Source organism: Streptomyces sp. NPDC060002, assembly GCF_042737245.1.
Lineage (GTDB): Bacteria > Actinomycetota > Actinomycetes > Streptomycetales > Streptomycetaceae > Streptomyces.
Genome location: NZ_JBHWUW010000053.1, coordinates 22,269 through 45,171, shown reverse-complemented (window position 1 = coordinate 45,171; position 22,903 = coordinate 22,269). Strand labels below are relative to the sequence as shown.

21 protein-coding genes are annotated in these 22,903 nt (G+C 68.8%); 1 reads left to right on the top strand and 20 read right to left on the bottom strand.

Annotation, left to right across the window (positions count from 1 at the left end; all coding sequences use genetic code 11):
• The first annotated feature begins 4 nt into the window (after nucleotides 1–4).
• On the top strand, nucleotides 5–1,828 hold the full coding sequence (locus ACFWBD_RS33430) for a glycosyl hydrolase family 18 protein (RefSeq protein ID WP_385675197.1): 1,824 nt from the start codon (nucleotides 5–7) through the stop codon (nucleotides 1,826–1,828).
• A 23-nt stretch (nucleotides 1,829–1,851) separates the two neighbouring features.
• Here the strand turns inward: ACFWBD_RS33430 and ACFWBD_RS33425 are convergent, their stop codons facing one another.
• From ACFWBD_RS33425 to rho, 20 genes are all read right to left on the bottom strand, one after another.
• Nucleotides 1,852–2,298, bottom strand: a complete 447-nt coding sequence (locus ACFWBD_RS33425; protein ID WP_385675194.1) for a DUF2550 domain-containing protein — start codon at nucleotides 2,296–2,298, stop codon at nucleotides 1,852–1,854.
• 175 nt (nucleotides 2,299–2,473) lie between these two features.
• Nucleotides 2,474–2,848, bottom strand: a complete 375-nt coding sequence (locus ACFWBD_RS33420) for a F0F1 ATP synthase subunit epsilon (RefSeq protein ID WP_057584029.1) — start codon at nucleotides 2,846–2,848, stop codon at nucleotides 2,474–2,476.
• 132 nt (nucleotides 2,849–2,980) lie between these two features.
• A complete protein-coding gene (atpD, locus tag ACFWBD_RS33415) occupies nucleotides 2,981–4,417 on the bottom strand; it encodes a F0F1 ATP synthase subunit beta (protein WP_385675191.1) in 1,437 nt (478 codons plus the stop codon).
• The gene (locus ACFWBD_RS33410) at nucleotides 4,417–5,334 is read right to left on the bottom strand and encodes a F0F1 ATP synthase subunit gamma (protein ID WP_385675188.1); all 918 of its coding nucleotides are present in this window, start codon (nucleotides 5,332–5,334) and stop codon (nucleotides 4,417–4,419) included. The genes atpD and ACFWBD_RS33410 overlap by 1 nt, the downstream gene beginning before the upstream one ends.
• 21 nt (nucleotides 5,335–5,355) lie before the next feature.
• A complete protein-coding gene (gene atpA, locus ACFWBD_RS33405) occupies nucleotides 5,356–6,945 on the bottom strand; it encodes a F0F1 ATP synthase subunit alpha (RefSeq protein ID WP_385675186.1) in 1,590 nt (529 codons plus the stop codon).
• A gap of 134 nt (nucleotides 6,946–7,079) precedes the next feature.
• Nucleotides 7,080–7,901: a F0F1 ATP synthase subunit delta gene (locus ACFWBD_RS33400; protein ID WP_385675183.1), complete on the bottom strand. Its 822-nt coding sequence runs from the start codon at nucleotides 7,899–7,901 to the stop codon at nucleotides 7,080–7,082.
• Nucleotides 7,898–8,449, bottom strand: coding sequence for a F0F1 ATP synthase subunit B (locus tag ACFWBD_RS33395; protein ID WP_385675180.1), 552 nt, complete (start codon nucleotides 8,447–8,449; stop codon nucleotides 7,898–7,900). Before ACFWBD_RS33395 ends, ACFWBD_RS33400 begins: the two co-directional genes overlap by 4 nt.
• Before the next feature lie 42 nt (nucleotides 8,450–8,491).
• Nucleotides 8,492–8,737, bottom strand: coding sequence for an ATP synthase subunit C (locus ACFWBD_RS33390; RefSeq protein ID WP_020131181.1), 246 nt, complete (start codon nucleotides 8,735–8,737; stop codon nucleotides 8,492–8,494).
• Nucleotides 8,738–8,811: 74 nt separating this feature from the next.
• Nucleotides 8,812–9,621 carry a F0F1 ATP synthase subunit A gene (atpB, locus tag ACFWBD_RS33385; protein ID WP_385675177.1) on the bottom strand — a complete coding sequence of 270 codons (810 nt, stop codon included), beginning with the start codon at nucleotides 9,619–9,621 and terminating at the stop codon, nucleotides 8,812–8,814.
• A 222-nt stretch (nucleotides 9,622–9,843) separates the two neighbouring features.
• The gene (locus ACFWBD_RS33380; protein ID WP_385675174.1) at nucleotides 9,844–10,257 is read right to left on the bottom strand and encodes a hypothetical protein; all 414 of its coding nucleotides are present in this window, start codon (nucleotides 10,255–10,257) and stop codon (nucleotides 9,844–9,846) included.
• Nucleotides 10,258–10,559: 302 nt separating this feature from the next.
• The gene (locus tag ACFWBD_RS33375) at nucleotides 10,560–11,924 is read right to left on the bottom strand and encodes an MraY family glycosyltransferase (RefSeq protein WP_385675171.1); all 1,365 of its coding nucleotides are present in this window, start codon (nucleotides 11,922–11,924) and stop codon (nucleotides 10,560–10,562) included.
• A 164-nt stretch (nucleotides 11,925–12,088) separates the two neighbouring features.
• The gene (gene glyA, locus ACFWBD_RS33370) at nucleotides 12,089–13,360 is read right to left on the bottom strand and encodes a serine hydroxymethyltransferase (protein WP_385675168.1); all 1,272 of its coding nucleotides are present in this window, start codon (nucleotides 13,358–13,360) and stop codon (nucleotides 12,089–12,091) included.
• Between the two features lie 193 nt (nucleotides 13,361–13,553).
• Nucleotides 13,554–14,231 (bottom strand): protein-tyrosine-phosphatase, encoded by a 678-nt coding sequence (locus tag ACFWBD_RS33365; RefSeq protein ID WP_351760763.1) that lies wholly within the window; start codon nucleotides 14,229–14,231, stop codon nucleotides 13,554–13,556.
• Entirely contained in the window at nucleotides 14,228–14,875 is a 648-nt protein-coding gene (locus ACFWBD_RS33360; protein WP_355704135.1) for an L-threonylcarbamoyladenylate synthase, read from the bottom strand. Before ACFWBD_RS33360 ends, ACFWBD_RS33365 begins: the two co-directional genes overlap by 4 nt.
• A gap of 53 nt (nucleotides 14,876–14,928) precedes the next feature.
• Complete coding sequence (gene prmC / locus ACFWBD_RS33355) at nucleotides 14,929–15,774, bottom strand: peptide chain release factor N(5)-glutamine methyltransferase (protein ID WP_310433515.1); 846 nt, start codon at nucleotides 15,772–15,774, stop codon at nucleotides 14,929–14,931.
• Between the two features lie 45 nt (nucleotides 15,775–15,819).
• Nucleotides 15,820–16,896, bottom strand: a complete 1,077-nt coding sequence (prfA, locus tag ACFWBD_RS33350; RefSeq protein ID WP_355704134.1) for a peptide chain release factor 1 — start codon at nucleotides 16,894–16,896, stop codon at nucleotides 15,820–15,822.
• A gap of 108 nt (nucleotides 16,897–17,004) precedes the next feature.
• The gene (rpmE, locus tag ACFWBD_RS33345) at nucleotides 17,005–17,226 is read right to left on the bottom strand and encodes a 50S ribosomal protein L31 (RefSeq protein WP_385675164.1); all 222 of its coding nucleotides are present in this window, start codon (nucleotides 17,224–17,226) and stop codon (nucleotides 17,005–17,007) included.
• 150 nt (nucleotides 17,227–17,376) lie between these two features.
• A complete protein-coding gene (locus ACFWBD_RS33340; protein ID WP_385675161.1) occupies nucleotides 17,377–18,516 on the bottom strand; it encodes an LCP family protein in 1,140 nt (379 codons plus the stop codon).
• Between the two features lie 169 nt (nucleotides 18,517–18,685).
• Nucleotides 18,686–20,476: a trypsin-like serine protease gene (locus ACFWBD_RS33335; RefSeq protein ID WP_385675158.1), complete on the bottom strand. Its 1,791-nt coding sequence runs from the start codon at nucleotides 20,474–20,476 to the stop codon at nucleotides 18,686–18,688.
• Between the two features lie 160 nt (nucleotides 20,477–20,636).
• Nucleotides 20,637–22,706 (bottom strand): transcription termination factor Rho, encoded by a 2,070-nt coding sequence (gene rho / locus ACFWBD_RS33330; RefSeq protein WP_385675155.1) that lies wholly within the window; start codon nucleotides 22,704–22,706, stop codon nucleotides 20,637–20,639.
• Between the last annotated feature and the right edge of the window lie 197 nt (nucleotides 22,707–22,903).

The window sequence follows — 22,903 nt, the reverse complement described above, 5'->3', positions numbered from 1 at the left end:
CAGGATGCGCTTCAGACACAGAGCCGCGGCAGGGTTCGCGACCCTGTTGCTCCCGTTGGCCGGCCTGGTCGGCCTCGCGAGCCCAGCCGAGGCCGCCACGACGGCCACCGCCACCTACACCAAGGCATCGGACTGGGGCACCGGCTTCGAGGGCAGGTGGACGGTGAAGAACACCGGTACCACCGCCATCAGTTCATGGACGGTCGAGTGGGACTTCCCCTCCGGCACCTCCGTCACCTCCGCCTGGGACGCCGACGTCACGTCCTCCGGCACCCACTGGACCGCCAAGAACAAGTCCTGGAACGGCACCCTCGCCGCCGGCGCGTCCGTCTCCTTCGGATTCAACGGCGCCGGCCCCGGCTCCCCGTCCAACTGCAAGCTCAACGGCGGCGGTTGCGACGGCACGACGGTCCCGGGCGACGCCGCACCGTCCGCCCCGGGCACCCCGGCCTCCTCCGCCCTCACCGACACCTCGGTGAAGCTGACCTGGGCCGCCGCCACCGACGACAAGGGCGTCAAGAACTACGACGTCCTGCGCGACGGCGCCAAGGTCGCCACCGTCACGACGACCTCGTACACCGACAGCGGCCTGACGGCCGGGACCGACTACTCCTACACCGTCCAGGCCCGTGACACCGCCGACCAGACCGGTCCGGTCAGCGGCGCGGTCGCGGTCCACACCACCGGCGGTGGCACCACTCCCCCGACCACCGGCTCCAAGGTCAAGCTCGGCTACTTCACCGAGTGGGGCATCTACGGCCGCAACTACAACGTCAAGAACCTGGTGACGTCCGGTTCGGCCGCGAAGATCACGCACATCAACTACGCCTTCGGCAACGTCACAGGCGGCCAGTGCGCGATCGGCGACTCCTACGCCGACTACGACAAGGCCTTCACCGCGGACCAGTCGGTCAGCGGCGTCGCCGACACCTGGGACCAGCCACTGCGCGGCAACTTCAACCAGCTGCGCCAGCTGAAGGCCAAGTACCCGAACATCAAGGTGCTGTGGTCCTTCGGCGGCTGGACCTGGTCCGGCGGCTTCGCCCAGGCCGCGGCCAACCCGGCCGCGTTCGCGCAGTCCTGCTACAACCTGGTCGAGGACCCGCGCTGGGCCGATGTCTTCGACGGCATCGACATCGACTGGGAGTACCCGAACGCCTGTGGCCTGTCCTGCGACACCAGCGGGGCGGCGGCCTACAAGAACCTGATGCAGGCGCTGCGTGCCAAGTTCGGCGCGAACTACCTGGTCACCGCGGCCACCACGGCCGACGGCACCTCAGGCGGCAAGATCGACGCCGCCGACTACGCGGGCGCCTCGCAGTACGTCGACTGGTACAACGTGATGTCTTACGACTTCTTCGGTGCCTTCGACGCGGACGGGCCGACGGCCCCGCACTCCCCGCTCACCTCGTACAGCGGCATCCCGCAGGCCGGATTCACCACGGCCGACGCGATCGCCAAGTTCAAGGCGAAGGGCGTGGCCGCGAGCAAGCTGCTCATCGGCATCGGCTTCTACGGCCGCGGCTGGACCGGTGTCACCCAGGACGCCCCGGGCGGCACGGCCACGGGTCCGGCGCCCGGCACCTACGAGCAGGGCATCGAGGACTACAAGGTCCTCAAGACGTCCTGCCCGGCCACCGGCACCATCGCCGGCACGGCGTACGCCAAGTGCGGCAGCAACTGGTGGTCCTACGACACCCCGGCCACCATCGCCGGGAAGATGACCTGGGCCAAGAACCAGGGTCTGGGCGGCGCGTTCTTCTGGGAGTTCAGCGGAGACACCACCAACGGCGAACTGGTGACCGCCATCAACAGCGGACTGTCGTAACAGCCGTAGAAAAGTTCGCGTGATCAAGCGACATTGACGCGCTGACCGGGCGGGGCTGCCTCAAGCCACGCGAGAAAACCGGTCAGCGCGTCTTCGCTCATGGCGAGCTCGAGACGCGTGCCCCGGTGCACACAGGTCAGGATCACCGCGTCGGACAGCAGCGCCAGCTCCTCCTCGCCCTCGGGAAGACGGCGGCCGGCCACCTCGATCGAGCCGCGCTCCAGGACCCGGCGCGGGCGGTAGGCGTACGAGAAGACGCGGTACCACTCGATGCGGTCGCCGTTGTAGCGGGCGACGCCGTAACTCCAGCCTTTTCCGCTCGTGTCGAGTTTCTCGGAGACGTCCCAGCGCAGGGAACAGTCGAAGGTGCCGCCGGACCGCTGGATGAGTCTGCGGCGCAGGCCGAAGACGAACAACCCCAGCGCCACCAGGGCCACGACGCTTCCGCACACAGTCAGAGCGAGGACCATCGACACCGACCTCCTCGTCTCCTAGGTACCGAAAATAGGTAACGGAACGGAAAAAACATCCATATCTGCCTCAGCCGCGGTCGGCTCCGGATTGCTCCGGTGCCGACCGCGGCTGAGTGACGTCAAGCGGCCCTGCTCCCCCAGATCCTAAAGGGCCTGGGAGGGGCCCCCACGGTCAGCGCGAGGCCGCCGCACGCAGTCGTACGTCCGCGCGACGCTCGGCGGCGGCATCGCCCTCCGCCTTCGCGCGCTCGAGCTCCCGCTCCACACGCTGGACGTCGATCTCGTCCGACAGCTCGGCGATCTCGGCCAGCAGCGACAGCTTGTTGTCCGCGAACGAGATGAAACCGCCGTGCACCGCGGCGACGACCGTTCCACCATCACTCGTACGGATGGTCACGGGGCCCGACTCCAGCACACCGAGCAGCGGCTGGTGACCGGGCATGACGCCGATGTCGCCCGACGTGGTGCGCGCGACGACCAGGGTGGCCTCGCCGGACCAGACCTCTCGGTCGGCCGCGACCAGCGCGACGTGCAGCTCAGCAGCCAAGGTGGCTCCTCGGGTCACCACCCGGCGGGTATGCCGGGTGTTGGTTACAAGTCTAGTGGGCGTGAGTGAGGGGGCGGGACGCGCCCGCCCCCTCGGACGTGAGCCGAAGGGCTCACATCGAACTCAGGGAGTTCAGGAGACGCCCAGCTCCTTGGCGTTCGCCTTCAGGTCCTCGATACCACCGCACAGGAAGAACGCCTGCTCCGGGAAGTGGTCGTACTCGCCGTCGATGATCGCGTTGAAGGCCACGATCGACTCGTCCAGCGGGACGTCCGACCCGTCGACGCCGGTGAACTGCTTGGCGACGTGGGTGTTCTGGGACAGGAAGCGCTCCACGCGACGGGCACGGTGGACGGTGAGCTTGTCCTCCTCGCCGAGCTCGTCGATACCGAGGATCGCGATGATGTCCTGAAGGTCCTTGTACTTCTGCAGGACCGTCTTGACGCGCATCGCGGTGTTGTAGTGGTCCGCCGCGATGTAGCGGGGGTCCAGGATGCGGGACGTGGAGTCCAGCGGGTCCACGGCCGGGTAGATGCCCTTCTCCGAGATCGGACGGGAGAGCACCGTCGTCGCGTCGAGGTGGGCGAAGGTGGTGGCCGGGGCCGGGTCGGTCAGGTCGTCCGCGGGGACGTAGATCGCCTGCATCGAGGTGATCGAGTGACCACGGGTCGAGGTGATGCGCTCCTGGAGGAGACCCATCTCGTCGGCCAGGTTCGGCTGGTAGCCCACCGCGGAGGGCATCCGGCCGAGCAGGGTCGAGACCTCGGAACCGGCCTGGGTGAAGCGGAAGATGTTGTCGATGAAGAACAGCACGTCCTGCTTCTGCACATCGCGGAAGTACTCCGCCATGGTCAGACCGGCCAGGGCCACGCGCAGACGGGTGCCCGGGGGCTCGTCCATCTGACCGAAGACCAGGGCGGTCTTGTCGATGACGCCCGACTCCGCCATCTCCTCGATGAGGTCGTTGCCCTCACGAGTGCGCTCGCCGACACCGGCGAACACGGAGACACCGTCGTGGTTGTTGGCGACGCGGTAGATCATCTCCTGGATGAGCACCGTCTTGCCGACGCCGGCGCCGCCGAACAGACCGATCTTGCCGCCCTTGACGTACGGGGTCAGCAGGTCGATGACCTTGACGCCGGTCTCGAACATCTCGGTCTTCGACTCGAGCTCGTCGAAGCGCGGGGCCTTGCGGTGGATGGACCAGCGCTCGCCCTCGTACTGCTCGTCGGTGTTCAGCACCTCACCGAGGGTGTTGAACACCTTGCCCTTGGTGAAGTCGCCGACCGGAACGGTGATGCCGTTGCCGGTGTCGGTGACCACGGACTGGCGGACCAGACCGTCGGTGGGCTGCATGGAGATGGTGCGGACCAGGCCGTCACCCAGGTGCTGGGCGACCTCCAGGGTCAGCGTCTTCTTCTCGCCGTCGTTCGCCGGGTCGGCGACCTCGACGTGAAGGGCGTTGTAGATCTCCGGCATGGCGTCGACGGGGAATTCCACGTCGACGACCGGGCCGATGACCCGGGCGACGCGGCCCGTGGCAACGGCCGTCTCAACTGTCGTCGTCATTACCTGTCACTCCCCGCGGACGCGTCGGCCAGGGCTGCGGAGCCACCGACGATCTCGCTGATTTCCTGGGTGATTTCGGCCTGGCGGGCCGCGTTGGCAAGGCGGGAGAGCGTGTTGATCAAGTCTCCCGCGTTGTCGGTCGCCGACTTCATCGCACGGCGCGTGGCGGCGTGCTTGGAGGCAGCCGACTGGAGCAGAGCGTTGTAGATACGACTCTCGACGTACCGCGGCAGCAGGGCGTCGAGGACGTCCTCCGCCGACGGCTCGAAGTCGTACAGCGGAAGGATCTCGCCCTTCGGCGCCGACTCCTTGGCCACCTCGTCGAGGCTGAGCGGCAGCAGACGGTCGCCGAGCGCCGTCTGCGTCATCATCGAGACGAACTCGGTGAAGACGATGTGGAGTTCGTCCACGCCGCCGTCCGCCGTCTCCTTCTCGATGGCCTCGATCAGCGGACCCGCGACCTTCTTCGCGTCCGCATAGGTGGGCTCGTCGGTGAAGCCCGACCACGACTCCGCGACCTTGCGCTCGCGGAAGTTGTAGTGGGCCAGACCACGGCGGCCGACGATGTACGTGTCGACCTCCTTGCCCTCCGCCTCAAGACGCGCCGTCAGCTGCTCGGCGGCCTTGATCGCGTTGGAGTTGAAGGCGCCGGCCAGTCCGCGGTCGCTCGTGAGGAGCAGCACCGCGGCGCGGGTCGCCGTCTCCGCCTCCGTGGTCAGCGGATGCTTGGTGTTCGAACCGGTACCGACCGCCGTGACCGCGCGGGTGAGCTCGGTCGCGTACGGCGTGGAGGCCGCCACCTTGCGCTGTGCCTTGACGACACGCGAGGCGGCGATCATCTCCATCGCCTTGGTGATCTTCTTGGTCGCGGTGACGGATCGGATGCGACGCTTGTAGACCCGGAGCTGGGCTCCCATGAGTCAGGTCCCTTCCTTACGTCACTTGGCCGCGGCCGGGGCGTCCTCGCCGAGAAGCTTGCCGTCCGAGGTCTCGAACTGCTTCTTGAACTCGGCGATCGCGTCGGCAATGGCGATGAGGGTGTCGTCCGACATCTTGCCGCCCTCCTTGATGGAGGTCATGAGGCCCTGCTCCTTGCGGTGCAGGTACTCCAGGAGCTCCTTCTCGAAGCGGCGGACGTCGGAGACCGGAACGTCGTCCATCTTGCCGGTGGTACCGGCCCACACGGAGACGACCTGGTCCTCGGTCGGCATCGGCTGGTACTGAGCCTGCTTGAGCAGCTCGACCAGTCGCTGACCGCGCTCGAGCTGGGACTTCGACGCGGCGTCCAGGTCGGAACCGAAGGCGGCGAACGCCTCCAGCTCACGGTACTGGGCGAGGTCGAGGCGCAGACGGCCGGAAACCTGCTTCATCGCCTTGTGCTGCGCGGAACCACCGACTCGGGAGACGGAGATACCGACGTTCAGCGCGGGGCGCTGACCGGCGTTGAACAGGTCCGACTCCAGGAAGCACTGGCCGTCGGTGATGGAGATGACGTTGGTCGGGATGAACGCCGAGACGTCGTTGGCCTTCGTCTCGACGATCGGCAGACCGGTCATCGAGCCGGCGCCCAGGTCGTCGGAGAGCTTCGCGCAGCGCTCCAGCAGACGGGAGTGCAGGTAGAAGACGTCGCCCGGGTAGGCCTCGCGGCCCGGCGGGCGGCGCAGCAGCAGCGACACGGCGCGGTAGGCGTCGGCCTGCTTCGACAGGTCGTCGAAGATGATGAGGACGTGCTTGCCCTCGTACATCCACTGCTGACCGATGGCCGAACCGGTGTACGGCGCCAGGTACTTGAAGCCGGCCGGGTCGGACGCCGGGGCGGCGACGATGGTCGTGTACTCCAGCGCGCCGGCCTCTTCGAGGGCGCCACGCACGGAGGCGATGGTCGAGCCCTTCTGGCCGATGGCGACGTAGACGCAGCGGACCTGCTTGTTCACGTCACCGGAGCGCCAGTTGTCACGCTGGTTGATGATCGTGTCGACGGCCAGGGCGGTCTTGCCGGTCTGGCGGTCACCGATGATCAGCTGACGCTGACCACGGCCGACCGGGGTCATCGCGTCGACGGCCTTGTAGCCGGTCTCCATCGGCTCGTGCACCGACTTACGGGCCATGACACCCGGAGCCTGGAGCTCCAGGGCACGGCGGCCGGACGTCTCGATCTCGCCGAGGCCGTCGATCGGGTTGCCGAGCGGGTCGACGACACGGCCGAGGTAGCCCTCGCCGACGGCGACGGACAGGACCTCTCCCGTGCGGGTGACCGGCTGGCCCTCTTCGACGCCGCTGAACTCGCCGAGGATGACGGTACCGATCTCGCGCTCTTCGAGGTTGAGCGCGAGGCCGAGGGTGCCGTCTTCGAACTTCAGCAGTTCGTTGGCCATGGCCGAGGGAAGGCCCTCGACCTTTGCGATGCCGTCGCCGGCAAGGGTGACCGTACCGACCTCCTCGCGCGAGGCCGCGTCCGGCTTGTACGACTGGACAAAGTTCTCCAGCGCATCCCGGATCTCCTCCGGCCGGATCGTGAGCTCCGCCATCTGGGTTCCCTGCTCTCCTTGTTGGGCCCGAAGTTTCACTTTGGGGGGATGGGGACTCCCCCCTGAAAGAGGTGAATCCTCTGCACGGCCCAACCAGGGCCGCCATCAGTTCGTACTGCGGTCTTGAGTTGCTGCTAGCTCGCCATGCGGCGGGCGGCGTCCTCGATGCGGTCCGCGAGGGAGCCGTTGATCACCTCGTCACCGACCTGCACCCGGATCCCGCCGAGGACCGCGGGGTCCACGTCGAGGTTGAGGTGCATCGGGCGGCCGTAGAGCTTGGCGAGGGCGGCGCCGAGGCGCTGCTTCTGCGGGTCGCTCAGCGGTACCGCCGAGGTGACGACGGCGACCATGCGGTCCCGGCGCTCAGCGGCGAGCTTGGAGAGGGCTTCGAGGCCCGCTTCCAGGCTACGTCCCCGGGGCGCGGTCACCAGACGCGTCACCAGTCGCTCGGTGGCCGCGTCGGCCCGGCCGCCGAGCAGGCTGCGCAGCAGCTCGCTCTTGGCCGAGGCGGTGGCCTTCCGGTTGGTCAGTGCGGCGCGCAGCTCGGTGTTCGAGGAGACGATCCGTCCGAAGCGGAACAGCTCGTCCTCGACGTTGTCGAGCGTGCCGGACTTCTGCGCGGCGGTGAGGTCGGCGATGTTCGCCAGCTCCTCCAGCACGTCCACCAGGTCGCGGGACTGCGACCAGCGGGCACGCACCGTGCCGGACACCAGGTCGGCGGTGGTGCCGCTGATCTGGGCGCCGAGCAGGCGCTGGACCAGCTCGGCCTTGGCCTCGCCGGCCTGCGCCGGGTCGGTGAGGACCCGACGCAGCGAGACCTCGCGGTCGAGCAGCGCGGTGACCGCCGCCAGTTCGTCGGCGAGCTGCGCAGCGTCCACGGACGTGGAGTCCGTCAGCGCGTCGAGACGCTCACGGGCTGCTGCGAATGCCTCGCGGCTCGCTCCGTGTGCGGTCATCGAGACGCCTCGGCCTTCTCCTCGAGGTCGTCGAGGAAGCGGTCGATGACGCGGCTCTGGCGGGCGTGGTCGTCGAGGGACTCCCCGACGAGCTTGCCGGCCAGTTCGGTGGCGAGCTTGCCGACGTCCTGACGCAGCGCGGACGCGGCGGCCTTGCGGTCCGCCTCGATCTGGCTGTGTCCGGCGGCGACGATCTCCTCGCGCTGGCGCTGGCCTTCCGCACGCATCTCGGTGATGAGTGCGGCGCCCTGCTCCTGCGCCTCCTGGCGCAGTCGCGCGGCCTCGTGGCGGGCCTCGGCGAGCTGGGCCTTGTACTGCTCCAGGACGCTCTGGGCCTCAGTGCGAGCAATCTCGGCCTGTTCGATCCCGCCCTCGATGGCATCGCGACGCTCTTCCAGAACCTTGTTGATGTTCGGAAGGAGCTTCTTGCCCAGGACGAAGAACACGATCGCGAACGCGATCAGACCGATGACGAGCTCGGGGATCTCCGGGATCAGAGGATTCTGGGCCTCCTCCTCAGCCGCGAGTTGCAGCAAGGGCGAGATCACATCAGTTCCTTCCGTGGAATTCTCTCGTCGGCGTAGACCGGATCAGGACGTCGGGTAGACGAAGCCCATGACCAGACCGATCAGGGCGAGCGCCTCACAGAGGACGAAGCCGAGGATCTGGTTCTGGCGGATCAGGCCGGCGGCCTCGGGCTGGCGAGCCAGCGCCTGGGTGCCGTTACCGAAGATGATGCCAACGCCGACGCCGGGGCCGATGGCCGCGAGACCGTAGCCGATGGCAGCGAGGTTGCCCTTGATTTCGACCGCGGCGAGGGTGTCGAGAGCGGACATGCCGTAACTTCCTTCTCTTTACGCAGGCCGGTGGGGGTTGGCCACCGGAAGTTCAGGGGATGTTGATCAGGTGCTCAGTGGTGCTTGGCGAGCGCGCCCTGGATGTAGCTGCAGGACAGGAGGATGAAGACGTAGGCCTGGAGGGCCTGGATGAACAGCTCGAAGACCGTCATCACGATGACCATCAGGAACGAGACCGCCGAGTAGGCGATGCCGATGCCGTTGAGCAGGTACCAGGTCCCGATGGTGAAGATCAGGATCAGGACGTGCCCGGCGAACATGTTGGCGAAGAGCCGGACGGCGTGGGTGAACGGCCGGATGAACACGTTCGACAGGAACTCGAAGAACATGACCATCGGGAACACCGGGCCGAGCGACGGGTCGTAGCCGGTGATGTTCTTCCAGCCGCCGATGAAGCCGTGGCGCTTGAACGTCACACTCATCCACACGATGTAGACGAGGGCGGCGAGACCGACCGGGAACGCGATGACCGCGGTGGCCGGGAACTGCGCGATCGGGATGATCGACCACAGGTTCATGATCCAGATGAAGAAGAACAGCGAGAACATCAGCGGGACGTACTTCTCGCCCTCGCGCTTGCCGATCGTCTCGTACACGACCCCGCGACGGACGAAGTCGTAACCCGCCTCGCCGACCATCTGGAGCTTGCCGGGAATCAGCTTCGGCTTCGCGAAGGCCGCCCAGAAGAATCCGATGACGATGACGGTGCTCACCAGCGAGAGCAGCATCGGCTTGTTGAATTCGATGCCGCCGACGGTGAAGAGCGGTTCGAAGAGGAACGAGTGCAGGCCGGGGGTCGGGAAACCGCACCCGTCGAAAATATGACAGTCGGTCTCGAAGGCGAGCGTCTTGGCGTTACTCACCGCGAGCTCCTTCAGCGTGGCGCATGGGTACGGCAACCTCGATGTGTCGGCGCGGCCTGCGACCGCGGGACGGCACTGGACTGGACTTGCGGATGTGGGGGCGGCTACTGGGCTCCGAACCGTGAGACGTCACAGGCTCGACTGCCGCCCGCGCCAGCTCTGCCGCAGTTGTGGCGAGACCATAGCAAAAGAGCGGAAGTCCCCTTACACCGGCCCTACAGGTCACGACGACGCCCGAGCGGAATCCGGCTCGACGTAGAGGACCTTGGCCTTCATGTGCGAGACCACCTGGGCGGCGATCCACACCAGGGTGGCCCCCAGCAGCGTGAAGGCAAAGCATTTCGGGTTGAAGGCCGAGGTCCCCTTGAACGTGATCAGCACGATCATCAGCAACAGGATCTGGGTGGTGTAGAGCAACAGCCCCATCGACTGGAACAGATGGGGAAGCTGGCGCGCGGTGCGCAGCAGCACCACCAGACCGCCGCCCATGAACAGCAGGACGAGAACCGCACCGAAGACGGCGCCGAGCGCTCCCTTGCCGCCGGCAACGGCGGCACTCACCGCGACTCCCGCCACACCCGCGGTCGCGGTGGGCAGGGCACAGTGCAGGAGTGTTCGTACGTCGTTGGACTGCATGGCGGCAACTCCGCATTCAAGGGGGCAGGGCGTCGTCATGGACGAGCGTAGTCCCGGCCCGAGGGGCGAGAGACCTCACGCCGCCTCACTCCAATGAACCGTCGTAGTGCGGTCCTTCGGCTCTCTCCGGGGGTTCTCGTGAACCGTATCACAAACTATTTGATGAGGTCTTTACCTGGCGGGTGTGCTCGCTGTCACACATGAGAGTGACAGTGCACGTCTGTGCAGGAACCAGGGGAGCTTGTCTGGTATTGGGATGCTTTGCCCACCACAGGTTCTCCCACGACTTGGCAATGCTCTAGTCAGATTCTTACCTTGGAGCTGCCCCGGCCACCGACCGCGGTGGCCCCGTTCGCCCCCGCCACCCCCACCGTGACGGGGCTCTGCCCGTCGACGGCGGCGGGCTGCCCGGGGCCGACCGGCCCGTACTGCCCGGCGGGCGCCGCGGGCTCCTGTGCCGCGGACTCCCCGGCCTCCTGAGCCCCGGCCTGCAGGCCGCCCCGGCGCCGGTAACGCGGCGGCACGAAGGCCTCGGCCCAGCGCGGGGTGCGCGGCCGGAAGCGCGGCAGCAGCAGCAGCGCCAGACCGATCGCGCTGAGGATCACGACACCGAGGACGATCCACATGGAAGCCGCGTTGACGGAGTAGGTGAGCGCGCCGAAGGCGATCAGCGCCGACCAGAAGTACATGATCAGCACCGCGCGGCTGTGCGAGTGCCCGATCTCCAGCAACCGGTGGTGCAGGTGCCCTCGGTCCGCGGCGAACGGCGACTGACCGCGCCAGGTGCGGCGCACGATCGCCAGGATCAGGTCGGCGGCCGGGATCGCGATGATCGTCAACGGCATCAGCAGCGGGATGTAGACCGGCACCATCTGGTGCACCGCGTTGCGCTCCGAGCCGGAGAACAGCCGCATGATGTCCGGGTCGACCTGCCCCGTCACGGAGATCGCGCCCGCCGCCAGCACCAGCCCGATCAGCATCGAGCCGGAGTCGCCCATGAAGATCCGCGCGGGGTGCATGTTGTGCGGCAGGAAGCCCAGGCACATGCCCATCAGGATCGCCGCGAACAGCGTCGCCGGGGCGGCGGCCTCGATGCCGTACGAGTACCAGATGCGGTAGGCGTACATGAAGAACGCCGCCGAGGCGATGCACACCATGCCCGCCGCCAGACCGTCGAGGCCGTCCACGAAGTTGACCGCGTTGATCGTGATGACCACCAGCGCGACCGTCAGCAGGGTGCCCTGCCACTGGGTCAGGGCAACCGTGCCGACCAGCGGCACCGGCAGCCACAGGATGGTCAGACCCTGCATGACCATGACGCCGGCGGCGATCATCTGGCCGCCCAGCTTGATCAGGGCGTCGATCTCGAACTTGTCGTCCAGGACGCCGATCAGCCAGATCAGCGCGGCCCCTGAGAGCAGGGCGCGCGGTTCGTTCGACTTCTCGAAGACCTCGTTGAGGTTGGTCAGATGATCGGCGACCAGCAGTCCGGCGCACAGGCCGAAGAACATGGCGATCCCGCCGAGCCGCGGAGTGGGTTCCCGGTGCACGTCACGGGCCCTGATCTCCGGCATCGCTCCGGCCACGATCGCGAACTTCCGTACCGGCCCTGTCAGCAGATACGTCACCGCGGCCGTGATGCAGAGCGTCAGCAGGTATTCACGCACGGGCTTCCCCACAGGTCTCGCCGGCCATCTCAGTCCCACACCCTAGCGATCGACCACCGCACGGCGCATATGTGTGAGGACTACCGGGTAGTGACGATGGTTTCACGTGAGGCTGTGCACAAGGACGCACGGGGGGTGCGCACGGGGGTGGGCACGTGATGCGCCTACCCCGGTTCGGCCGGATACGGCGGAAACGCCAGGGCCAGCTCGCGCACCTCGTCGCGGGCCTTCCTGCTCTCGACCTCGTCCCGCAACACTCCCGCCAGCAGTGCCGCGACCCGTGTCATGTCCTCCTCGCGCATGCCTTGCGTGGTCAGCGCCGCGGTGCCCAGACGCAGGCCACGGGCGTGCGCGGCGGTGACATCGGCGTCCCGCACATGCGGGAGGGCGCAGCAGTCCAGCACCATCCCGGCGGCCGCGAGCAGCCCGCGCGCGGTGCGCCCGTCGACACCGAGCGGCGCCGGGTCGACGGTGATGAGGTGGGTGTCGGTCCCGCCGGTCGTGACGGTCAGCCCCTCCCCCGCCAGGGCCGCCGCGAGAACCCTCGCATTGGCGACCACCTGATGGGCGTACACGGAGAACGCCGGGGTCGCCGCCTCGCCGAACGCGACCGCCTTCGCGGCGATGGTGTGCATCTGGGCGCCGCCCTGCGTGAACGGGAAGACCGCCCGGTCCACCCGCTCGGCGAGTCCACCGCCGCACAGGAGCATCCCGCCACGCGGCCCACGCAGCACCTTGTGCGTGGTGGCGCAGACGATGTCGGCGTAGGGCACCGGACTGGGCGCCGCTCCCCCGGCGACGAGCCCGATGGGATGCGCTGCGTCGGCGATCAGAAAGGCGCCCGTCTCGTCGGCGACCTCGCGGAAGAAGGCGTAGTCGAGGTGGCGCGGGTAGGCGGTGGACCCGCACACGATCGCCTTGGGCCGGTGCCCCCGAGCCAGCGTACGGACCTGCTCGTGGTCGACGAGCCCGGTCTCCGCGTCCACCCCGTAGGGGATGAAGTCGAACCAGCGGCCGGAGAAGTTCGCCGGCGAGCCGTGCGTGAGATGGCCGCCGTCGAGCAGCCCCAGGGCCAGGACGGTGTCACCGGGCCGGAGCAGGGCGGCGTAGGCGGCCAGCATCGCGGAAGAGCCCGAGTGGGCCTGCACGTTGGCGTGTTCGGCGCCGAACAGCGTCCTGGCGCGGTCCACTGCGATCCGCTCGGCGAGGTCCACGATCTCGCAGCCGCCGTGATGCCGGGCCCCCGGATAACCCTCCGCGTACTTGTTGGCGAGCGGCGAGCCGAGGGCGGCCAGCACGGCGGGCGAGGTGAAGTTCTCGGCGGCGATCAGCTGGAGCGTCGACGCCTGCCGCTCCCGTTCCCCGAGCAGGATCTCGGCCAGCTCGGGGTCCTGCCGGCGCAGGACATCGGCCTCGGGAACATGGGTGACCGACATGGTGCGCTCCGGACGTCGACGGTGACGTACGTCCAATGTAGGCCCGGGGTCTGGGGCGCGCGCGGTCGCCACATCCTCGCGGGGACGCCGGTGAACGCCGTGCCGGCCGGGTCCGGGACCGGGTGCGGTCCCCTCCCTGACGCGCCCCTCGCACCGCTCCGTCCCGGCAGGCCTCGCGGGCGGCGGGCCGGCGTCAAGCGCGCGCGGGGACACCCGTCAGCGCGGTCACGACCGGGTCCAGGGCCTGGTGTATCTCGTCGCCGATCGAGCGGAAGAACGGCAGGGGCGCTCCGTACGGGTCGTAGACCTCGTCCGCCTCGAGTGTCGGGGCGAGGAGCCACCCGCGTAGCGCCGCCGCCGCGCGGACCAGGGCACGGGCGCGCATCACCACGCCTTCGTCCAGCGGCGGGAGGGTGGCCGGGTCGATGGCGTTCACCAGGCGGGTGAACTCCTTGAGGGTGAAGGTGCGCAGGCCCGCCGAGTGGCCCATGGAGATGACCTGGGCGCGGTGGTCGCGGGTCGCCGTCAGGACCAGGTCGGCCATGATGACGTGTTCGTCGAGGAGCTCGCGGCCGGTGAACCCGGTGGCGTCCGCGCCGAAGTCGGCCAGCACGGTCTCCGCGTTGGCCTCCATGGACGCGCCCTCATGACCCCAGGTGCCCGCGCTCTCCACGATCAGCCCGCGGCCCAGCACCCCGAGCCGCTGCGACACGAAATGCCGGGTCAGCCGCTCGGTGATCGGCGAGCGGCAGACGTTGCCGGTGCTGACGTGGAGGATGCGGAAGCTGTCGCGCGGAAACCCGAACGTCGTCGTCTGTTCCGCGGCACGGTCCCCGTTGCCTATGCCACGCCCCGCGTCAGGGGCTGTCAATTCGCCACCTCGAGGTCGGGTACGACCTTCCGCAGCTCGTCCGCGGAGATCGCGCCCGCGCGCAGCAGCAGCGGCACCTCTCGGCTGACGTCGACGATCGAGGAGGGCACGTTGCCGGGGGTCGGGCCGCCGTCGAGGTAGACGGAGACGGAGTCGCCGAGCATCTCCTGGGCGTAGTCACAGTTCTCCGGCGCGGGGTGCCCGGTCAGGTTCGCCGACGACACCGCCATCGGGCCGACCTCCGTCAGCAGCTCGATGGCGACCGGGTGCAGCGGCATACGGACGGCGACCGTGCCGCGGGTGTCGCCCAGGTCCCACTGGAGGGACGGCTGGTGCTTGGCCACGAGCGTCAGCGCGCCCGGCCAGAACGCGTCGACCAGCTCCCAGGCCATCTCGGAGAAGTCCGTGACGAGCCCGTGCAGCGTGTTCGGGGAGCCGATGAGGACAGGGGTGGGCATGTTGCGGCCCCGGCCCTTGGCCTGGAGGAGATCGGCGACGGCCTCCGAGGAGAACGCGTCGGCGCCGATGCCGTACACCGTGTCGGTCGGGAGGACCACGAGCTCGCCACGGCGGACGGCGGACGCGGCCTCGCGCAGACCGGTCACACGGTCGGTCGCGTCGTTGGTGTCGTATCGCCGTGCCATCTAGCGGGCCTCCTCGTACACGTACTGCTGCGGGTCGAAGGTGCGGGGGGCGCTCACGGCGTCGCCCTACGGGCGGTCGCGAAGCGCGGGCGCTTGTTGAGGTCGGGGTGGTCGGCCGCGTCGGCCCAGCCCCGCTCCTCGGTGAAGATCCACGGGACCTGGCCGCCCTGGGTGTCGGCGTGCTCGATGACGACGACACCGCCGGGACGCAGCAGCCGGTGCGCGGTGCGTTCGATGCCGCGGATCAGGTCGAGGCCGTCCTCCCCCGAGAACAGGGCGAGTTCGGGGTCGTAGTCGCGCGCCTCGGGCGCCACGTACTCCCATTCGGTGAGCGGGATGTACGGGGGGTTGGAGATGACCAGGTCGACCTGGCCGTCGAGGTCGCGGAAGGCGTCCAGGGCGTCTCCCTGACGCAGGTCGACCCTGGACCCCTCCATGTTCTTGCGCGTCCAGCGCAGGGCGTCCTCGGACAGCTCCACGGCGTGCACACGCGAGCGCGGCACCTCCTGGGCGAGAGCGAGCGCGATGGCGCCGCTGCCGGTGCACAGGTCGACGATGCGGGGCTCGACGACGTCCATGGCGCGTACCGCGTCTATGGCCCAGCCGACCACCGACTCGGTCTCGGGGCGCGGGACGAAGACGCCGGGGCCGACCTGGAGCTCCAGATACCGGAAGAAGGCCCGCCCGGTGATGTGCTGGAGCGGCTCGCGCTGCTCCCGCCGGGCGATGGTCTCCCAGTAACGGGCGTCGAAGTCGGAGTCCTTCACGGAGTGGAGTTCACCGCGTTTCACGCCGTGCACGAACGCGGCGAGCTCCTCCGCGTCGTTGCGCGGCGAGGGCACGCCGGCGTCGGCCAGCCGCTGGGTGGCCTGGGCCACCTCTGCGAGCAGCAGGTTCACGCAAGTCCTCCGTGTCGTACTCGTCGTGCGTACGTCCTACAACGCTTACGCGGCTGCGAGCTTGGCGGCCGAGTCCGCGTCGACGCAGGCCTGGATCACCGCGTCGAGGTCGCCGTCCAGGACCTGGTCCAGGTTGTACGACTTGAAGCCGACGCGGTGGTCCGAAATGCGGTTCTCCGGGAAGTTGTACGTGCGGATCTTCTCGGAGCGGTCGACGGTGCGGACCTGGCTGCGGCGGGCGTCGGCGGCCTCCCGCTCCGCTTCCTCCTGCGCCGCTGCGAGCAGCCTGGAGCGCAGGATACGCATCGCCTGCTCCTTGTTCTGCAACTGGCTCTTCTCGTTCTGGCAGGAGGCGACGACTCCGGTGGGAATGTGCGTGATGCGCACGGCGGAGTCGGTGGTGTTCACCGACTGCCCGCCGGGCCCGGAGGACCGGTAGACGTCGATGCGGAGGTCGTTCGCGTTGATCTCGACGTCGACCTCCTCGGCCTCGGGCGTCACGAGCACGCCGGCGGCGGAGGTGTGGATCCGCCCCTGGGACTCGGTCGCCGGCACCCGCTGCACCCGGTGCACGCCGCCTTCGTACTTCATCCGCGCCCAGACGCCCTGCCCGGGCTCGGTGGCCCCCTGGCCGCCCTTGGTCTTCACCGCGACCTGGACGTCCTTGTAGCCGCCCAGCTCGGACTCGGTCGCGTCGATGATCTCGGTCTTCCAGCCGACGCGCTCGGCGTACCGGAGGTACATGCGCAGCAGGTCGCCGGCGAACAGGGCCGACTCGTCGCCGCCCGCGCCCGCCTTGATCTCGAGGATGACGTCCTTGTCGTCGGACGGGTCCCGCGGCACGAGCAGCAGCCGCAGCTTCTCCGTCAGCTCCTCGCGCTGCTTCTCCAGCACCTTGACCTCGGCGGCGAAGTCCGGGTCGGCGGAGGCGAACTCGCGCGCCGTCTCCACGTCGTCACCGGTCTGCTTCCAGGAGCGGTACGTGCCGACGATCGGGGTCAGCTCGGCGTAGCGCTTGTTCAGCTTGCGCGCGTTGGCCTGGTCGGCGTGGACCGACGGGTCGGCGAGCTTCTTCTCCAGGTCGGCGTGCTCTCCGAGCAGCTCCTCGACGGCCTCGAACATGATGCGCTCCTGAATGACGTGCGTGGGGGAAGGGCGGGCGACCAAAAACGCCGGTCCCGGCGTGCCCCTGGGCAGGGACACGGCCGTGGACCGGCGAAAAGGGGCTCGCTACTTGGAGCCGGCGGGAGCCTTGCCGAAGCGGGCCTCGAAGCGGGCCACACGGCCACCGGTGTCGAGGATCTTCTGCTTGCCCGTGTAGAACGGGTGGCACTCGGAGCAGACGTCGGCGCGGATGGAACCGCTCTCGATCGTGCTACGGGTGATGAACGAGGCGCCACAGGTGCAGCTGACCTGCGTCTCGACGTACTCGGGGTGGATGTCGCGCTTCAAGGTGTCTCCTAGTTTCGGGAGGGCGCCGGGTCGCTGCCGCGGGATACGACAAACGTGAACCGGAGCCGACGTACCAGTCTGCCAGGACTGGGCGCATCCCCCAAAACCGGGGGGCGGGGGGATCTATTCCCCAGGGCCCCGACGAGCCCCTCAGGACGACGTCACGACCCCCGCCGCCTCGCCCGTGGCGGTGCCCTCGGTGGCCGCCTTCGGGATGGCCCGGTCGTTCTTCAGGGCCGTCCAGACCTGCTTCGCCTTCGCCTCGGCGACGACGACGCGGTTGAGGTTGGACGGGTCGTACCGGACCGGCATCGTGACCATGTTCATGTTGGCGGCGCTGATGCCCTTGAGTCCGTTCGCGAAGGACATCAGGGAGTTCAGCGAGCCGAGCCGGGAGTCGGCCGTGACGGCCTTGGTCGCGGTGTTGGCGAGGTCGTACAGCTTGGTGCCGCTGGTGAACAGGCCGACGTGCTTGACCTGGTTGACCAGGGCCTTGATGAAGGCCTGCTGGAGCTGGATGCGGCCGAGGTCGGAGCCGTCGCCGACGCCGTGCCGGGTGCGGACCAGACCGAGGGCCTGCTCGCCGGTGAGCGTGTGCGTGCCGGCCTTGAGGTTCAGGTGGCTGTCGGGGTCGTCGATGGCCTTGGTCGTGGTGACCTCGACGCCGCCGAGTTCGTCGATGAGCGTCTCGAAGCCGGAGAAGTCGACTTCCAGGTAGTGGTCCATACGGATGCCGCTGATCGACTCGACCGTCTTCACGGCGCAGGCCGCGCCACCCGTCGAGTACGCCGAGTTGAACATCACGTCGGACGCCGCGTCGTGCGTGACACCGCCCGTGTCGGTGCAGGCGGGCCGGTCTATGAGCGTGTCGCGCGGTATGGAGACCACGCTGGCCTTCTTGTGGCCCTCGTACACGTGGATGACCATCGCGGTGTCGGAGCGGGCGCTGCCGTCGTCCGTGCCGCCGCCGAGCTTCTTGTTGGTGCCGGAGCGGGTGTCCGAGCCGAGCACGAGGATGTTCTCGGAGCCGTTGTCGACCTTGGTGGGCCGGTCGGTCCCCAGGACCTGGTCGATGTCGACGCTCTTGATGTTGCCGTTGAGCTTGAAGTAGAGGTAGCCGACGCCGGTGCCGCCCAGCACGAGGACGCCCGCGGCGGTCCACGCGGCGATCAGCACCCCCTTACGGCGGCCACGCTGTCTGCGGTGGCGCGGACCGTCGCTGCCGGTCGCCCCGCTCGTTGTGCCGGCCTCACCCGGGGTTCCGGGCTCCGGCGTGCTCTCGGCGGCCATGTGCTCCTCTGTTCTCGTGCGACCTCACCATCGTCACTCCGCCAGGTCAGACGGGGAAACTCGGGACAGGGTTGCACAACGCGTCGTGCCCGGTCCGCGGTGGACCGGGCACGCTGCGTGACACGGGTGGGCGGGGTCTACCCCGGCTCACCTGCGAGTTCGGCCGGACTCAGCCGAACAGGTCGTACTGCTTGAAAGACGTCCCGAGTGAGACCCTTGTGGCAAAGATCGCACTGGTGGCCTTTCCGGTGCCCTTGTACAGGTACAGGGTGCCTGCCGGGGTGCGGGCCAGCAGGTCGGCCAGACCGTCGCCGTTGACGTCTCCGACGGCGGCGATGACGTTGTACGTCGTGTTGCTCCAGGTGGCGACCTTGATGCGGGCCGCGAAGGCGCTCGTGGCGGTGCCGTTGCCCTTGTACAGGTAGAGCGCGCCGGTGGCCTTGTCACGGGCGATCAGGTCCGTCTTGCCGTCGAAGCTGAAGTCTCCGTGGCCGCGCACGACGTTGTACGCGTTCCAGCCGGTGCCGTTCTTGACGGGCGCGGCGAAGGTGCCGTTGCCCTTGCCCGGGTAGACCCACATCGCGCCGGCCGAGTCGACGGCGATGAGGTCCGCAAGGTAGTCGCCCGTGACGTCGCCGGGGGTGACGATCTGGGTGCGGGTCTTCCAGTTGTCGCCGATGAGCTTGGTCGCCCAGGTCTCGCTGGAGGCCACGTAGTGCTTCCAGAAGACGTCGCCGTCCGAGGCGCGGCGCAGGATCAGGTCCTGGTAACCGTCGCGGTCCAGGTCGCTCTGCAGGACGAGGTTGAATCCGCTCCAGGTGCCCCACGACTCGCGGGAGGCGAGCGAGGTGCCCTTGGAGTCCAGCTCGTAGCCGGTCTTGGTGGACGAGTTGCGCGCCCACAGGTCGGCGAGGTGGTCACCGCTGAGGTTGGTGTCGTCGACGCGCGGGTAGGCGCTGGCGGCGTACGTGGAGACCTTGCTGAAGACGCTGTACGCGCCGCTCTCGACGCAGTCCTTCACGCCCCAGGAGACGACGCCCACGATCCGGTTGTTCACGATCAGCGGGCCGCCGGAGTCGCCGTTGCAGGCGGTGGTGGTGCCCGTGTCGCTGCCGGTGGCGGGCGTGCCCGCGCACACCATGTGGCCCTTGAGGTACTCGGCTCCGTAGTAGCCGCTGCAGGTGGCGTTCGACTGGATCGGCAGCACGGCCGTCTTCAGCGTCTCGGAGATGTCCTGCGTGGTGGAGGTGGTGCGGCCCCAGCCGTACAGCGTGGCCTGGGTGCCGGTCGCGTACGAGGCGCTGTCCGTGTTGCTCGTCATCCGGATCGGCGTGGCCTTGACCGGGTTCGGCAGGGTCAGCACGGCGATGTCGTTGTCGAGGGTCGTGTCGCTGTACGACCAGTGGTTCCACTGGCGCCAGACGCCGGTGGCGGTACCGCCGTGCAGGTCGCCGTCGTCGCCCAGCAGCTGCGTGCTGCCCGTGACGACGAAGCCGTGGGCGTTCCAGTTGTAGCCCTTGACGCAGTGCGCGGCGGTGAGGATCTTCGTCGGCGAGATGACCGAGCCGCCGCAGAAGAAGCCGATGTCGTCGCTGGTCGTGGTGGTGCCCCGGTCGTCTCCGTACCAGAGCTGGGCCATCCACGGCGCGTTGGTGATGGTCGTAGTCGTCCCACCGATGATCTTCGGGTCGACCTTGGTGGCGCTGCCGCTCGCGCTCAGGGACGCCTTGGCGGTCTCGCCCGGGATGTCGTCACCGGCGACGGCCACGGCGGCGAGCTTCTCGAGTCGCTCGGTCGACAGCGTCGTACCGTGAGCCGGCGACGGCGGCGCCTCGGCGGCCTGCGCCGAGGACAGGAACAGCGCTCCGGCGACGGCGGCGGCAAGTCCGGCCGCGGCGACGGGCAGCGCGATCCGTATCCGGCGTCTGTGCCGACCGCTCCCTGACGTGGGTGTACCCACTTGTGTCCCCCCTAGGGATCAAGAAGTTCGAAGAAGTTCGATCTGAAGAATGTGTGAAGGGCGAGATCGTATCCCGCTGCACGGCACGACTGAGGGCCGCCCCCTGCACGGGGGGCGGCCCTCAGTCGGTGTTCGGCGAAACCACGTCAGACGTCGGACGTCAGTCGTTGTTGCCCGTCGACGGCGTCGTCTTCTGAATCTGCATCAGGAACTCGCCGTTCGACTTCGTCTGCTTCATCTTGTCGAGGAGCAGCTCGATCGCCTGCTGCTGGTCGAGCGCGTGCAGCACCCGGCGGAGCTTCCAGGTGACGGCCAACTCATCGTTGCCGAGCAGGATCTCTTCCTTACGGGTACCGGACGCGTCGACGTCCACCGCGGGGAAGATGCGCTTGTCGGCGAGCTTCCGGTCGAGCTTGAGCTCCATGTTGCCGGTGCCCTTGAACTCCTCGAAGATCACCTCGTCCATGCGGGACCCGGTGTCCACCAGAGCGGTGGCGAGGATGGTCAGCGAGCCGCCGTCCTCGATGTTGCGGGCCGCACCGAAGAAGCGCTTCGGCGGGTACAGGGCGGTCGAGTCGACACCACCGGACAGGATGCGGCCGGAGGCCGGGGCGGCGAGGTTGTACGCACGGCCCAGACGCGTGATCGAGTCGAGCAGCACGACGACGTCGTGGCCCAGCTCCACCAGACGCTTGGCGCGCTCGATGGCGAGCTCGGCGACCGTGGTGTGGTCCTCGGCCGGGCGGTCGAAGGTCGAGGAGATGACCTCGCCCTTGACCGACCGCTGCATGTCGGTGACCTCTTCCGGACGCTCGTCCACCAGGACGACCATCAGGTGGCACTCGGGGTTGTTGTGCGTGATCGCGTTGGCGACCGCCTGCATGATCATGGTCTTGCCGGTCTTCGGCGGGGCCACGATCAGACCGCGCTGGCCCTTTCCGATCGGCGACACGAGGTCGATGATGCGGGTCGTCAGCACACCCGGGTCCGTCTCCAGACGGAGGCGGTCCTGCGGGTAGAGCGGGGTCAGCTTGTTGAACTCCGGTCGCCCGCGCCCGGAATCGGGCGCCATGCCGTTGGTGGAGTCCAGACGGACCAGCGCGTTGAACTTCTCGCGGCGCTCGCCGTCCTTGGGCTGACGTACCGCACCGGTGACGTGGTCGCCCTTGCGCAGGCCGTTCTTGCGGACCTGGGCCAGCGACACGTACACGTCGTTGGGGCCCGGCAGGTAGCCCGACGTACGGATGAAGGCGTAGTTGTCGAGGATGTCCAGGATGCCCGCGACGGGGATCAGGACGTCGTCGTCGGCGACCTGCGGCTCGGCGGCGCCGATCTCGTCACGCCCACGACGGCCGCGGCGGTCGCGGTAACGGCCGCGACGGCCACGCCGGCCATCGCCGAACTCGTCGTCGTCCTGCGGGCCGTTGTCGCGCTGCTGACGGTCCTGACGGTCCTGACGGCCACCGCTCTGCTGCTGGCCCTGCTGCTGGCCACCCCGCTGCTGCTGGCCGCCGCCCTGCTGCCCGCCGCCCTGCTGGTCGTCGCCCTTGCGACGGTCACCGCGGTCGCCACGCTCACCGCGGTCGCCACGCTCACCGCGGTCGCGGCCGCGCTCACGGCGGTCGCGGCGGCGGCCCTCGCCACCGTCGGCGTCGCCCTGCGGCTGCGCCTGGGCCTCGGTCTGCGCCGGGGCGGGCGTCTCGGCCTTCGGGGCGGCCTTCGCCTCGGCGACGACCGTCTCCGGGCTGCCCGCGTCGGCGGTGGCACGGCGGCGACGGCGCTCGGTGGGCGCGTCGTTGCTGGCCGGCTGGCCGGGGATCTCGATCTGCTGCTGGGCCACGGCCTTCTCGGCGGGGGCCTCGGCCTTGGCGGTGTCCGCCTTCTTCTCGGCGGCCTCGTCGCCGGTGCGCGCCTTCGAGGTGGCGCGGCGCTTGGGCTTGGTCTCGGCGGCGTCCCCTGCGGGGGTCGTCGCGGCCTTGGGAGCGGCTGATCCGCCTCCCGCCTGCGCCTCCTTGATGACCTCGATCAGCTGGCTCTTGCGCATACGCGCCGTGCCCCTGATGCCGAGGCCGGATGCGACCTGCTGAAGCTCGGCCAGCACCATGCCCTCGAGGCCGGTACCGCGGCGCCGCCGGGAGCCGGCACCGGTGGCAGGCGCGGAGGCGTCCGTGGCGGGCGCGGCAGCGGTCTCCTCGACACGCGCGCCCATCAGATCGGTGGTGTCGCTCACGAAGGGTCCTTCCCTGGAGCGGACGTCGGCCTGTCTGGCTCGGCGACCGTTTGTGCTGTCCGACTTCGGTCCTTGCTGTGGCGAAGCCGGGGCGGTGGTCCGCCAAAGCGGCGGAAGAGTATTTGCTGGTGATGGCGCTACCGCGACAAGCCGTGACACCCAGTGTCACGCGGCGTGGTCGCACCGATTCCGGAGCG